Origin of the sequence: Streptomyces roseolilacinus, from assembly GCF_014649335.1 — a bacterium.
GTDB classification, from domain to species: domain Bacteria; phylum Actinomycetota; class Actinomycetes; order Streptomycetales; family Streptomycetaceae; genus Streptomyces; species Streptomyces roseolilacinus.
Genome location: NZ_BMSV01000006.1, coordinates 383,832 through 397,203, shown reverse-complemented (window position 1 = coordinate 397,203; position 13,372 = coordinate 383,832). Strand labels below are relative to the sequence as shown.

The window sequence follows — 13,372 nt, the reverse complement described above, 5'->3', positions numbered from 1 at the left end:
CGTACGGACGGAACGCCCCCCACCTCACCCCCGGAGCAGCCCCGTGCCCCACACCGCCACCCCCCAGCGCCCCACCGCCCCCTCGGCACCGGTGTGTTGCCGATGACGCCCGCCGCCACCGCCGCCGGCCCCACCGCCCGCGACCTCGCGGACGACCTCGCCGCCGACACCACCGCCACCGACACCGCCGCCGGTCCCGCCGCCCTCCTCCGCACCGCCCGCGACCTCGCGGACGACCTCGCCGCCGACGCCATCCCCCGCGACCGCGCCGGCAGACCGCCCGCCGACGAGGCCGCACGGCTGCGCGAGGCCGGGCTGCCGTCGGCCCTGGTGCCCCCCGGAACCGGGTACGGCACCGACTGGCGCACCGGCTGCGCCGTCGTACGGGAGGTCGCCACCGCCGACAGCTCCGTCGGGGAACTCCTCGCCCGCCACTACGCCCTCGCCTGGAGCACCCGCCTCTACGGGCCGCCCGACCGCGCCGACGCCCTCGCGCGGGACTCCGCGCGGCGGCGGTGGCTGTGGGCCGGCGCCCTCCGGTACGCCGCCGGCCCCGAGGAGGGGGGCCGGCCCGACCTGACGCTGATCCCGCTGGGCGGTACCGGCCACGTCCTCAACGGCCGCCGGGCCGTGCCCGCCGCGCTCGCGGTCGCCGACCAGCTCGTCGTGGACGCGGTGTGCGCCGTGACCGGGGACGTGCTGGTCGTACGGGTGGCGCCGGGCGGCCGGGGGGTCTCGGTGGAGGCGGCCGGCGACCGGCTGGGGCAGCGCGCCGCCGGGGCGGGCGCCGTCGTCTTCGACCGGGTGACGGTCCCGCCCGCCCGGCTCGTCGGCCGCCGCCCGCCCGACGAGGAGTCGGCCCCGCCGACCGCGGCGCTCGCGCCCTCCGTGCTGCGGCTGGCGCTCTGCCACGTCGGGCTCGGCATCGTGGAGGGCGCGCTGGCCGAGGCGCGGGACGCCGTCAGGACGGCGCGGCGGGCCGGGCCGCCGGACGGGGACCCGGACCTCCTCCTCGCGTACGGGGAGCTGGCGTCCGCCGCGCACACGGCCGCCGCCGTCGTCGAACGGGCCACGGACGCCACGGCGGACGCCCTCGACGCGGGCCCCGGCCTCGACGCGGACGCCCCCGCCGACGTCGCCGCCCTCGTCGCCACGGCGGAGACCGTCACGGCACGGGCCGCCCTGCAGGTCACCACGCGCGTCCTGGAACTCGCCGACGCCCCGGGCCTGGACCGGTTCTGGCGCAACGCCCGCGTCCTGACGGCCCACCGCTCCCCCACCCACCGCCTGCGCTCCATCGGCGACCACTACCTGAACGGCACCCACCGCCACGTGACGGCCCCCTGCCGGTGACGGCGGCCACCGCTTGACCCTCCCCCCGCGTCAGGCTCCACCCTGGACGCGGACGAGGCGACCAAGGAGGTCCGGTGGGATATTCGGTCGGGCAGGTGGCGGAGTACGCCGGGGTGACCGTGCGGACCCTGCACCACTACGACAAGACGGGCCTGCTGTCGCCGGGCGGGCGCAGCCCCGCGGGGTACCGGCTCTACGACGACGCGGACCTGGCCCGGCTCCAGCAGATCCTGTTCTACCGGGAGCTGGGCTTCCCGCTCGACGAGATCGCCGCGATCATGGCCGACCCCGCCGCCCGCGCCCTGGACCACCTGAGGGAGCGCCACCGGCGGCTCAACGCGGAGATCGGCAGGCTGCGCCGGCTCGTCGAGGTCGCCGAACGGGCCATGGAGGTCCAGGAGACGGGCGTGCGGCTGTCCCCCGAGGAGCGGTTCGAGGTGTTCGGGGACGTCTCCTTCGACCTGAGCTACGCGACGGACGCCCACCTCAAATGGGGCGCCGGCGAAGGCTACCGGCAGGCCATGGCGCGGGCGGCCGCGCACACCGAGGAGGACTGGCGGCGGCTCATGGCGGAGGCCGCGTCGTGGCGCGGGCGGCTGCTCGACGCGTACGACGCGGACACCGCGCACGACTCCGGCCCCGCCATGGACCTGGCGGAGGAGCACCGGCGGCACGTCGAGCGGTGGTTCACGCCGTGCCCGCCGGAGACGCACTGCCGGATCGCCGACGACTACGTCGAGGACGCCCGCGCGTTCGCCCTCGTCGTCCCCGCTCCCCAGCAGCGCCCCGGCCTGGCCCGGTTCCTCCGGGAGGCCGTCCACGCGAACGCGCGGAGGGGGACGCACCCGCGATGAGGGTCCTGATCACGGCGGCGGGGTCCCGCGGGGACGTCGCCCCGTACACGGGGGTGGGGGCGCGGCTGCGGGAGGCCGGGCACGAGGTGGTGCTGGCCGCGCCGGAGGAGTTCGCCGGGCTCGTCGAGGGGGCGGGGCCGGCGTTCCACGCGCTGCCGGTGGACCCGCGAGGCGCCGGGGCGGGCGCACCGGGTCCCGGGAGCGGGGGCGGGGGCACCGGGGAGCTGATCCGCAGGGCGCGGGCGTTCCTCGGGGACCTGGGCGACGGCCTCGTCCGGGCCGCCGAGGCCCACCGGCCCGACGTGCTGCTGCTCTCCACCACGACGGCGCCGCTCGGCTGGCACGTGGCGGAGGCGACCGGTGTCCCCAGCCTGGGCGCCTACCTCCAACCGGTCGCGCCCACCCGGGAGTTCCCGCCGGTCGTGGGCGGCGGCCGGCCGCTGGGGCGGTGGGGCAACCGGGCCGCGGGCCGCCTCTCGCTCCGCGTCGTCGACCGGGTGCACGCCGGCGCGGTGCGGGAGCTGCGCCACCGCCTCGGGCTGCCGCCCGCGACGGGCCGGGCGGTGCGGCGGCGGACGGAGGAGTCGGGGTGGCCGGTCCTGCACGGCTTCAGCGAGGTCCTGGTGCCCCGGCCGGCGGACTGGCGGCCCGGACTGGAGGTGGCCGGCGCCTGGTGGCCGCACGTACCGGGCGACGCGGAACTGCCGGACGCGGTGGAGGACTTCCTGCGGGCCGGGCCGCCACCGGTGTTCGTCGGCTTCGGCAGCATGGGCGGCGGGCAGGGCGAGCGGCTGGGGGAGATCGCGGTGCGGGCGCTGCGGCTGGCGGGGGTGCGGGGCGTCGTCCAGGCGGGGTGGGCGGGGCTGTCCGCGTCGGACGGCGACGCGCTGCTCGTCGGGGACGTGCCGCACGCGCTGCTCCTCCCCCGTACGGCGGCGGTCGTCCACCACGCCGGCGCGGGGACGACGGCGGCGGCGCTGCGGGCCGGTGTGCCGTCGGTGCCGGTGCCGTTCACGGCCGACCAGCCGTTCTGGGCGCGCCGCGTCGCCGCGATCGGGGCGGGGACGGCGGCGGTGCCGGCGGCCGGGCTGACGGCGGGGCGCCTGGCGGAGGCGATCCGGGCGGCGCTGGACGGGGCGTCGTACGGAAGGGCCGCCGCGGCGGCCGCGCGGCGCCTGGCCCGGGAGGACGGGGCGGCGGCGGTGGTGCGGGGCGTCGAGGCGGCCGCCGCCGGGTGAGGCCCGCGCGGGGGCGGGTCCAACGGGGTGCGCGGTCCGCGCGTACGGGTGGGGGCGGCCGGGCAGGTTCACCGAAACGCACGCCGTCCGGGGGCCGTACGCCACGGGGGGAGGCAGGATGTGAAGCCCGCCGCCCCGCACCCCGGAGTCCCGTCCCGCCCTACCGAGGAGATCACCGTGCACGACGACACCGAGCTGCCCTCCGAGGGCCACGCCGACGTGCGGGTCGTCGCGGCGACGCCCGAAGTGGCCCGCAGGGTGGCGGAGGTGGTGCGCCGCTGCTTCGCCGCCACGGAGCAGCGCAGCTACCCCGCCGGACCGGAGGGCGGGACGCTGCTGCGCCTCAGCGTCGACACGACGCGGCCGGCGGGTCCGGCGCGGACCTGGCTGGAGAGCAGCGACTCGGCGTCCGGCGAGCGGAGCCCGGAGGACGGCCCCCGCCGGGACGAACCCTGACGCGGCGGACCCGACGGGAAGCGACGTGCGCCCGAACGCCCCACGGGGGCGCTCGGGCTTGTAGGTTCGGGGCATGACGAAGCCTGATGCACTGCTCGTGGATGTCGCGGCCACCGTCGAGTCGGAGCAGTCCAATCAGATGTCGCTCACCGTCGTGGTCAACGGTGCGGTCATCACGGGGCGGCTCGCTCCCGAGGCCGCGTGGCGGGAGCGGGTGGCGGAGGTCCTGCGGGACTCGGACAGGCTGGGCGGGTTCGCGGGGGTGTTCGCGTCCCCCGCGGGGGGCTCGCACGCGCCGCGCGACGGGTCCCCGACCCACCTGCACTTCCACGTGGCGAGGATCCTCCAGGGCACCCTCGGCATCCCGGAGACGGGCGGCATGTACCGCGTGGCCATCGAGGACGTGAGCGCCTGGACGGTGGGCGACTTCAGCTACACCGACGGCTGAGCCGCACCGACGACCGAGGGGGCGCGGGCCACCCGGCTCAGCCGGGTGGCCCGCGCCCCCTCGGGGACCGGCCGGGTCAGCCCAGCAGGTCGGTGGCCGGGGCGGGAGCCGGCGCCTGGGTCACGCAGGTGAAGCCGAGGCGGCGCAGCGCCCTGGTCACCTCCAGTGCGGTGAAGTCGCGGCGGTCCTGGCGGGTGATGATCTCGCCGACCTGCTTGACCGGGTACGTGCGGCGGCCGATGACCGCGCACGGGCCGACCGCCGGTTCCGGGCGGACGTTCGCCATCAGCGACTCCACTTCGCTCGTCACGAAGTCGAACGGGAAGCGGGCGATCACACAGCGCATGGTTGCCTCACAGGGTCGGGGCGGTGGGACGGACGTGCCGCGGGGCGGCGGGACGTCACTGCTGGCGCGGCGCGCGGCGCGGGCGGCGCGTTCCGGACCGGCGGCGGCGGGTCGACGAACCCGGCCTTCCCGCCGCCTGGGCCGGAGGCGTGGGGGGCGCGATGGTGACCGGTATCCCGGACGGGGTGCGGGCGCCGGTGATGCGGGACAGCTCGGCGTCGCCGGACCGCACCGCCGTCGTCCGGGGACGGATGCCCGCGTGGCTCATCAGGTGGTCCATGTCGCGCCGCTGGTGCGGCAGGACCAGCGTGACGACGCTGCCGGACTCACCCGCGCGGGCCGTGCGGCCGCCGCGGTGCAGGTAGTCCTTGTGGTCGCCGGGCGGGTCGACGTTCACGACGAGGTCGAGGTCGTCGACGTGGATGCCGCGCGCGGCGACGTTCGTCGCGACGAGCACCGTGACGTGGCCGTCCTTGAACTGGGCCAGCGTCCGCGTCCGCTGCGGCTGCGACTTGCCGCCGTGCAGCGCGGAGGCCCGTACGCCGCTCTTGAGCAGGTGCTTGGTGAGCCGGTCCACCGCGTGCTTGGTGTCCAGGAACATGATCACGCGCCCGTCGCGGGCGGCGATCTCCGTGGCCGTGGCGTTCTTGTCGGTGTCCTGGACGTGCAGGACGTGGTGCTCCATCGACGTCACCACGCCGGCCGTGGGGTCCACGGAGTGGACGACCGGGTCGTGGAGGTAGCGCCGTACGAGGGAGTCGACGTTCCGGTCCAGGGTCGCCGAGAACAGCAGCCGCTGCCCGTCGGGCCTGGTCAGCTCCAGCAGGCCGGTGATCTGCGGCAGGAAGCCCATGTCGGTCATCTGGTCCGCCTCGTCGAGGACGGTGATGCCGACGTCGTCGAGGACGCAGTCGCCGCGCGTGACGAGGTCCCGCAGCCGGCCGGGGGTCGCGACCAGCACCTCCGTGCCGGCGCGCAGGGCGGCGGTCTGGCGGCCGATCGACACGCCGCCGACGACCGTGGCCTGCCGCAGCCCGAGGGCGCGGGCGTACGGGGCGAGGGCGTCGGTCACCTGCTGCGCCAGCTCCCGCGTGGGGACGAGGACGACGGCGAGCGGCCGGCGCGGCTCGGCGCGGGTCCCGGCGAGGCGGGCGAGGACGGCGAGGCCGAACGCGAGGGTCTTCCCGGAGCCGGTACGGCCCCGGCCCAGCACGTCGCGGCCCGCGAGGGAGTTCGGGAGGGTCGCCGCCTGGATGGGGAACGGCACCGTCACCCCTTCGGCCTCCAGCGCGCCCAGCATCGCGGGGGGAAGGCCGAGGTCCGCGAACGCCGCGACGGGCGGCAGCGGCGGGGTCTGCGTCACCGGCACGGCGAAATCACCGGGCGGCGGCGGGGTGGAGCGGCGACGGGACTGCGTCCGGGAACCGGCCTTGGACGACTTCGGCGACTTCGAGGACGCGGAAACCGCCGTGGACTTCGCCGACCTGGCGGGTTCGGACTGGTTGTTCTTCGCTCGGCGGGCCGGCGCGGCGGCAGCCTGGCGGGTCCCCGAGGAGGAGCCCCGGGAGCGGGACGTACGGGTCATGAGTGCATTCCTCAATACGATATCGAGGAATTCACGGCCCTCGATTCAGCCGGGCGGGCGCCGCCCGGCCTCGGCCGGGCGGCGCCGGGGAACGGCGCGGGGCCCGCACCCCAAGGTGCGGGCCCCGACGGCGTCGAGACGCCTCGTCGTCAGGCGGGGAGGATGTTCTCCGCCTGCGGGCCCTTCTGGCCCTGCGTGACGTCGAAGGTGACCTTCTGGCCTTCCTGCAGCTCGCGGAAGCCGGAGGTCGCGATGTTGGAGTAGTGGGCGAACACGTCGGCGCCGCCACCGTCCTGCTGGATGAAGCCGAAGCCCTTTTCCGCGTTGAACCACTTCACTACGCCAGTAGCCATAATTCTTTTCTCCTCACGGGGAATTTCTGGACCCGCACTGTGCGAGCCTCGCGTCGCCGCGATGATTGCCCCGGTCCGGATCAGGAGAACCGGCCACACAAAAGTGCTCCTCCGCCGCGGGGCGGGGGGGCACTTTGAAGCTCTGGGAACCACAACTGCAACTGGCTACGACACTAGCATGCGGATTTCACATCCGCACGGAATTCGGGCAGGCGTTTTCCCTGGTGGAGGAAATCTACGGCCCTGCCCGGCGGGAATCTGCAGCGGCCGGAATAGACATTCACCACTCGCGGCGGCTACCGTTCCCGCGCGAGGCATGTGGCCGCCCGGGAGGCCCGCCTCGCCAGGATGCCCAGGACGAAAGGCGCGCATGGCTCCAGGAGCGCGGCACAGCCCCACCGACAACCTCGACGACGACGACTACCCTGCCTACACCATGGGCCGCGCCGCGGAGCTGATCGGCACCACGCCGGCCTTCCTCCGCGCGCTCGGCGAGGCCCGGCTGATCGCCCCGTTGCGGTCGGAGGGCGGCCACCGCCGGTACTCGCGCTACCAGCTGCGGATCGCCGCGCGGGCCCGCGAACTCGTCGACCAGGGCACCCCCATCGAGGCGGCCTGCCGGATCATCATCCTGGAGGACCAGCTGGAGGAGGCCCAGCGGCTCAACGAGGAGCTGCGCGGGCGGCGGTCCGACCCGGACGGCACGGAGGGACCCGAGGCACCCCCGCAGGACTGAGGGGCGCCCCACCGGAGCCCGGGACGCCGGGAGACCGGGGCGCCGGGGACACCCGGGGGGCCGGGGCGCCGGGGACCGCCCGTGCGGACGGGCGGCCCGCTCCGGCGGGCCGGTCACACGGCGTGCTCGTCGCTCTGCCCGCAGAGCCACGCCAGCGCGTCGTGCACCCCCCGTACGTACGCGCGCTTCTCCGGAGGGCACACCGGGTCGTCGAGCAGCACCGCGGCGGCGTCGGCCTCGGCGGTCAGCCGCCACAGGTCGGGCACCTCGCGCGCGGGCGCGCCCGTGACCGGTCCGCGCTCCTCGCGGGCCAGCGCCCACCGGTAGGCGTCGGCGGCGCCCTCGGACACCGCGTCGGACGGTTCGGCGCCGGGCCCGGTGCGGCCGGGGGCGATGTCCCCCCACGTCGGCTCCCCCGCCCCCTCCCGCACGTCCCCCCGGCCGGGGGCCGGCGCCGGGGCGCGGCCGGCTTCGGCGGCGAGGGTCCGGTACACCGACTCGACCTCGTCCGCGGGACGGACACCGATCCGGCTCGCTCGTGCTCGCGTCTGCGTGGCATGGCGGGTCGTCATACGCGTACACCCCATCCTCATGGCTCGCGGCTGCGTGTCCCTGCTTTCCCGGGTCCCCTCGATTCCGCCGGATATACGCGGGACGGGGGCGCCGTCGGGACCCGGAGGGCGAGCATCGCCACGTCGTCGTGGCCGTCGCCGGGGCGCGCCGCGCACAGGGCGCGGCACAGCTCGTCGAGCGGCCGCCCGCCGAGCGGGGCGGCGAGCGCCGCGAGGGCGTCCAGGCCGCGGTCGATGGGGTGCCTCGGGTGCTCGACGAGGCCGTCGGTGAAGAACAGCAGGACCGCGCCGGGCGGCAGCGGGCTCGTGTGGTCGGGGCGCGGCCGGTGGGGGTCGACGCCGAGGGGCAGGCCGGGCTCGGCGTCCAGGTACCGGGGGTGGTCGCCGGGCGCGAGGAGCAGCGGCGGCAGGTGGCCGGCGCTGCTCCAGCACAGCTCCCACCCGTCCCCGTCGCCGGCCGGCTGGACGCGGGCGAGGCAGACGGTGGTGACGGGGGTGTCGGTGATGGCGTGGAGGGTGTGGTCGAGGGCGGTGAGGACCGCGCCGGGCGGGCCGCACCGGTCGTACAGGAGCGCGCGGAGCATGTTGCGGGTCTGGGCCATCGCGGCGGCGGCCCGGAGGTCGTGGCCGACGACGTCGCCGATGACGGCGCCGCACGCCCCGTCGGGCAGCAGGACGGCGTCGTACCAGTCGCCGCCGACGTGCGCGGGGCGGGCGGCGGGCCGGTACACGGCGGCGCCCTCGTAGGGGCGCAGGCCGGGCAGGCGCGGGAGGAGCAGGCGCTGGAACTGCTCGGCGCCGGCGCGGACCTGCTCGAAGAGGCGGGCGTTCTCGATGGCGACGCCCGCGGCGCCGGCGAGGGCGACGACGATGTCCTGGTCGTGGGCGTCGAAGGGGCGACCGTCGAGGCGGTCGGAGAGGTACAGGTCGCCGTAGGTCTCGCCGCGGACGCTGACGGCGACGCCGAGGAGGGTGCGCATCGGGGGGTGGCCGGGCGGGAAGCCGGCGGAGTGCGGATGGGCGCGGATGTCGTCGACGCGGAGCGGTTCGGGGTGGCGGATGAGGGTGCCGAGGAGGCCGCGGCCGTGCGGCGGGCCGACGCCCGCGAGGTCGGCGCGCTCCCGGTCGGTGAGGCCGACGGTGAGGAACTCGGCCAGTTCGGTGCCGTCCTCGTTCAGCACGCCGAGGGCGCCGTAGCGGGCGTGGAGGAGGTCCGTGGGCGGTGCGGACGATGCGGTGCAGCACGAGGGGCAGCTCCAGTTCGCCGCTGATGGCCATGACGGCGTCGAGGAGGCCCCGCAGGCGGTCCCCCGCCCAGACCGGCTCCTGCGGCTCCCGGGCCCCTCGCGGTGGTTCCGCGACGGGGACGGCGAGGGCGGGGTCGGGGGGCGGGTCGGCGGCGGGGGGCGGATCGGCGGCGGAGGGCGGATCGGTGGCAGGGGCGGTGTCGGGGGGCGGGTGGGGGGCCAGGGACAGCTCCGCGCCGAGGGCGGAGTGCGCGCCGGGGGCGGGGTCGGCGGCCGGCGTCCTGCGGAGCGGCTCCGTGCCCGCGGGGGCCGGCTTCCCGGTGCGGGACTCGTCCGGGGCGGGGGGCCGGTCCGGGGCCTTCTCGGAATCCATGGGGCCTCCCGGTCCGAGGGCGCTGCGGGGCTCCGCGCCGCTCCGGTCGACGCGGCCCGGACACCGAGCGCATGGTGGTTGCTAGGACCGACGAACGCTCTCCGACTTTCCCGGGAAGCGCTGGACAAACCTCACATTACGCCTCTGACCAGCGCCACCGTCCCTCCGGCGGGCACGCGGTACGGCGAAAGGGGTGCGGCTATGACCGGCTGGGCGTCATGGACGACGGTCAACGTCTTCTCGGGCACGGGGGGCGTCCGCACCGTCGAACTGGGAGTGCTCACGGGGAACCTGAGCGTGCACACCACCTGGTACGGGACCGAGGCGGACGTCGCGGTCCAGTACAGCGGCGGCTCCGACTGGTACACGATGGCCGGCAGCCCCGTGCCGTGCCACTCCGAGGAGGAGAGCCGCGCGCTGCACCAGTGGGCGGTGGAGCTCGTGCAGGCGGGCGGCGGCGCGGTCCTGAGCCTTCCGGCGAACCGCCCCAGGACCGTCTGACCCCCGGCGCCGGGCCCGGCGGTCTCCCGCCACCGCCCACCGCACCCGGGCGGCACCCCGTATCGTCCGTCACCGCGACACCGACGGATCCGCGGGACGAGGACGACGCATGGACGAAACCCCTGACCTGGCACGGCGGTTCGAGGAGCACCGCTCCCGGCTGCGGGCCGTGGCCTACCGGATGCTGGGCTCGCTGGGCGAGGCGGAGGACGCGGTGCAGGAGGCGTGGTTACGGCTGGGCCGCGCCGACTCCGCCGAGGTACGGAACCTCGGCGGCTGGCTGACCACCGTCGTCGGCCGGATATGCCTGGACCAGCTCCGCACCCGCACGGCGCGCCGCGAGGAGCCGCTGCACGGCGAGGACGGGCGGGTACGGCTCCCCGACCCGGTCGTCAGCCGCGCGTCCGGGCCCGACCCGGAGCAGGCGGCGCTGGTCGCCGACGAGGTCGGCATCGCCCTGATGATCGTCCTGGACACGCTCGCCCCGGCCGAGCGGCTCGCGTTCGTGCTGCACGACCTGTTCGCGGTGCCGTTCGAGGACATCGCGGAGGTACTGGACCGCACGGCGGCGTCGACCCGGCAGCTCGCCAGCCGCGCCCGCCGCCGCGTCCGGTCCTCGGCGCCCCCGCCCGACGGCGATCCGGCCCGCCGCCGGGAGGTCGTGGACGCGTTCCTGGCGGCGGCCCGCGGCGGCGACCTCGACGCGCTCGTCGCCGTGCTCGCTCCGGACGTGCTGGCCCGCTCCGACGGCGGCGCCCTGCGCCCGAGCCTCCTGCGCCGCGGCGCGGCCACCGTCGCCTCCCAGGCCCTCGTCTTCGCCCGTCTCGCCGAGGCCGCCCACCCGGTCCTGGTCAACGGCACGCCGGGCGTCCTGGCGGTGACGGACGGCCGCGTGGTCTCGGTGATGTCCTTCACCGTCCACGCGGGCCGCATCACCGCCCTGGACATCCTCACCGACCCCGCCCGCCTCTCCCACCTGGACGCCACCGCCCTCACCGGGTGACGGCGCCGGGCCGGGGAGCGGGCCCGGCGCGCACGGCTCACACCCCCGCCGGCCGCTCCTCGGTCCGGGCGGCGCGGCGGGGGGCGCGGGTGTCGAGAGCGGTGACGACCTGGGCGTGGAAGCGGTCCACCGCCTGGTCGACGCTGCGGATGAAGCCCGTCTCCGCGTTGCCGCGGCTCGTGCCCATGCCCTTGAACAGGGACAGCCGGAACCCGGTGATCCGGGCGCCGTCCTTCGGCAGCAGGTCGGCGGGCTCGGGCCGGAGTCGCTCCAGGGTGCCGCGCGGGCCGGCGCCCTGGCCTTCGACGAGCGTCTCGACGTGGAGGTCCGCGGGCGCCGCCGCGAGCTGCCGGACCAGGCGCTTCGCCCGGGTCAGCGGGTAGCCCTGCTCCGGCGCCTCCACCTCGATCGACGTACGCAGCTTCTGCGTCCGCAGGTCCGCCACGAGCGCCAGGACGCCCGGCGTGCCGTCGATGCGCACCTCCGCGTGCAGCCGCCCCTCCGCGCACAGCTGGTCCGCCAGCCCGGCGCGCCGCGCCTGCGGGTCGGCACCGCGCCGGCTGCGCTGCACGGGCAGCACCTTCTGCCCCAACTCCCCGCCCAGGCGCAGGCACACCTGCCGCACCAGCCGCTCCCAGCTCTCCACGACCTCCAGGGCGCGCGGGTCGCCCTGGCACAGGGTCTCCTCGTCGATCGCACGGCGCACCGGCACCCACGCCGCCCCCATGTTCTGGAAGCCGTGGCACCCGGAGTTCTCGTGCTGGAGGTAGTGCAGCAGCTCCTGGAGCAGCCAGGCGTGCGCGGCGTTGCCCACGCCCTCGTGGCGGATCAGCATCTGCGCCTGGTGCGCGACCTCGGCCCACGAGAGGTGCCACAGGGCGACCTTGTGCTTGCGGCGCCCGTCCGTCCGGACGTCGACCAGCGGGCGGCCCTCCAGCGCCACGTCGTTGGAGAGCGTCAGCACCGCCTCGTAACCGCGGCGGGCGGCGATGTCCGTGTACGCCTGCACCTGTTCGGACCGGAGGGCGTTGCCGTTCGTCTTCGTCTCGACCAGCGCCGTCCACAGCTTGCCGGCGCGCTCGACCCGGATGATCCCGTCGGGGCGCCTGGGGGTGTCCCCGTGCGGCAGTGACACCTCCGTGAACGTCTCCGTCCGCCCGGCCGGCGCCCCGAACCCGGCGGTCAGCCGGCGGCCGAACTCCGGGACCTGCGCCATCACGGACAGCAGCACGGAGGTCGCCCGCGTCTCCCGCTCGCGGTCGCTCCTCAGCGCCGACGCGGGGAAGAGCCGGGCGGTGCGCCACGCGTCGCTCTCGGCGAGCGACCTCCTCGGAGCCCTGGGCAGGGTGACCTTCTTCTTGGCGGTACGCGGGCGGGGCGTCCTCCCCGGCCCGCCCGGCGGGGCGGCGGTCACCGCCTCGCGGGGCTCCCTCGGCGCCGGGATCGCCGCGAGCACGGCCGCGGCGTCGGGCGCGCCCGGCGCGTCCGACGTGTCCGACGTGTCCGGCCCCTCCGCCTGCTCCCGCGCCTGGGCCTCCTCCGCCGCGTCGTCCTCGACGTCGACGCCGAAGTCGGCCGCGAGACCGGCCAGCCCCGACGCGTACCCCTGCCCCACCGCCCGGAACCTCCACTCCCCGCCGCGGCGGTACAGCTCCCCGAAGATGAACGCGCTCACCGCCCCCGCGTCGTCCACCGCGAACCGCAGCAGCGTCTCCCCCGACCCGGCCGCCAGCGTCAGCCGCACGTCGTCGAGGTCGCCGAAGCGCGCCTCCCCGTAGCGGCTGGCGGCCACGACGACCCGCTCGACGTCCGGCGGGACCGCGCCCAGGTCGAAGCCGATGCGGTCCTCGCTGCCGTCGGCGGCCGGCGTCTTGCCGAGCAGCTGCACGCTGCCGTCCGCGGCCACGGGGTGGTTGTAGAAGTAGAAGTCGGCGTCGCTGCGCACCTTCCCCTCCGCGTTCAGCAGCAGGACGGAGACGTCCGCGTCGCCCTCCCCGGACGGGCTGCTCCACCCCAGGCTCAGCACCACCGAGCCGGTGTCCTCACCGAGGTCCGCCAGACCGACGTTGGCGCCCCTGACCATCTCGTGCACGTGACCCCCCGGATGCACGGCCGCGACGGGACGCACCCCGGCGGCCCGGCACGTGAACTGTGTGGTGCGTCACACGATCACCTCAACCGGAACCCTAGCGGCCGGACACCCGCCTCGGTGGCGAACCGGCGGAAGTCGTCCCGCCGTTCCCGTACGTCTCGATGAGGACCCTCCGTGGCGGCGTAGCACTCAGGGATGACGCCCGACCCACACGT

The 13,372-nt window shown here is 76.5% G+C and carries 13 protein-coding genes and 1 pseudogene; 8 read left to right on the top strand and 6 right to left on the bottom strand.

Annotation, left to right across the window (positions count from 1 at the left end; all coding sequences use genetic code 11):
* Window positions 1–102: 102 nt before the first annotated feature.
* The 5 genes from IE106_RS17135 (at window position 103) to IE106_RS17115 (ending at window position 4,349) form a co-directional block, all read left to right on the top strand.
* Window positions 103–1,353 carry an acyl-CoA dehydrogenase family protein gene (locus IE106_RS17135; protein WP_189534832.1) on the top strand — a complete coding sequence of 417 codons (1,251 nt, stop codon included), beginning with the start codon at window positions 103–105 and terminating at the stop codon, window positions 1,351–1,353.
* 74 nt (window positions 1,354–1,427) lie between these two features.
* On the top strand, window positions 1,428–2,207 hold the full coding sequence (locus IE106_RS17130) for a MerR family transcriptional regulator (protein ID WP_189534830.1): 780 nt from the start codon (window positions 1,428–1,430) through the stop codon (window positions 2,205–2,207).
* Window positions 2,204–3,445, top strand: coding sequence for a glycosyltransferase (locus IE106_RS17125; RefSeq protein WP_189534828.1), 1,242 nt, complete (start codon window positions 2,204–2,206; stop codon window positions 3,443–3,445). The genes IE106_RS17130 and IE106_RS17125 overlap by 4 nt, the downstream gene beginning before the upstream one ends.
* Before the next feature lie 177 nt (window positions 3,446–3,622).
* Window positions 3,623–3,901 (top strand): hypothetical protein, encoded by a 279-nt coding sequence (locus IE106_RS17120; RefSeq protein ID WP_189534826.1) that lies wholly within the window; start codon window positions 3,623–3,625, stop codon window positions 3,899–3,901.
* Window positions 3,902–3,974: 73 nt separating this feature from the next.
* Complete coding sequence (locus IE106_RS17115; protein ID WP_189534824.1) at window positions 3,975–4,349, top strand: GvpU-like protein; 375 nt, start codon at window positions 3,975–3,977, stop codon at window positions 4,347–4,349.
* 76 nt (window positions 4,350–4,425) lie between these two features.
* Here IE106_RS17115 and IE106_RS17110 read toward each other — a convergent pair whose 3' ends face one another.
* The 3 genes from IE106_RS17110 to IE106_RS17100 form a co-directional block, all read right to left on the bottom strand.
* Window positions 4,426–4,695 carry an SCO5918 family protein gene (locus IE106_RS17110; RefSeq protein ID WP_189534822.1) on the bottom strand — a complete coding sequence of 90 codons (270 nt, stop codon included), beginning with the start codon at window positions 4,693–4,695 and terminating at the stop codon, window positions 4,426–4,428.
* Window positions 4,696–4,750: 55 nt separating this feature from the next.
* Window positions 4,751–6,280, bottom strand: a complete 1,530-nt coding sequence (locus tag IE106_RS17105; protein ID WP_189534820.1) for a DEAD/DEAH box helicase — start codon at window positions 6,278–6,280, stop codon at window positions 4,751–4,753.
* 149 nt (window positions 6,281–6,429) lie between these two features.
* Window positions 6,430–6,633, bottom strand: coding sequence for a cold-shock protein (locus tag IE106_RS17100; protein WP_010468045.1), 204 nt, complete (start codon window positions 6,631–6,633; stop codon window positions 6,430–6,432).
* 370 nt (window positions 6,634–7,003) lie between these two features.
* Here IE106_RS17100 and IE106_RS17095 point away from each other — a divergent pair, with 370 nt between their 5' ends.
* Window positions 7,004–7,369, top strand: a complete 366-nt coding sequence (locus IE106_RS17095; RefSeq protein ID WP_189534818.1) for a MerR family transcriptional regulator — start codon at window positions 7,004–7,006, stop codon at window positions 7,367–7,369.
* A 113-nt stretch (window positions 7,370–7,482) separates the two neighbouring features.
* On the opposite strand, the gene IE106_RS17090 is transcribed toward IE106_RS17095, so the two are convergent.
* Complete coding sequence (locus tag IE106_RS17090; RefSeq protein ID WP_189534816.1) at window positions 7,483–7,941, bottom strand: hypothetical protein; 459 nt, start codon at window positions 7,939–7,941, stop codon at window positions 7,483–7,485.
* A gap of 17 nt (window positions 7,942–7,958) precedes the next feature.
* Window positions 7,959–9,219: pseudogene (locus IE106_RS17085) on the bottom strand (PP2C family protein-serine/threonine phosphatase).
* A 543-nt stretch (window positions 9,220–9,762) separates the two neighbouring features.
* Here IE106_RS17085 and IE106_RS17080 point away from each other — a divergent pair.
* Complete coding sequence (locus IE106_RS17080) at window positions 9,763–10,062, top strand: hypothetical protein (protein WP_189534814.1); 300 nt, start codon at window positions 9,763–9,765, stop codon at window positions 10,060–10,062.
* Between the two features lie 109 nt (window positions 10,063–10,171).
* Window positions 10,172–11,065 carry a sigma-70 family RNA polymerase sigma factor gene (locus IE106_RS17075; RefSeq protein ID WP_189534811.1) on the top strand — a complete coding sequence of 298 codons (894 nt, stop codon included), beginning with the start codon at window positions 10,172–10,174 and terminating at the stop codon, window positions 11,063–11,065.
* Window positions 11,066–11,102: 37 nt separating this feature from the next.
* Here the strand turns inward: IE106_RS17075 and IE106_RS17070 are convergent, their stop codons facing one another.
* Window positions 11,103–13,148 carry a TerD family protein gene (locus IE106_RS17070; protein WP_189535087.1) on the bottom strand — a complete coding sequence of 682 codons (2,046 nt, stop codon included), beginning with the start codon at window positions 13,146–13,148 and terminating at the stop codon, window positions 11,103–11,105.
* Window positions 13,149–13,372 lie beyond the last annotated feature (224 nt).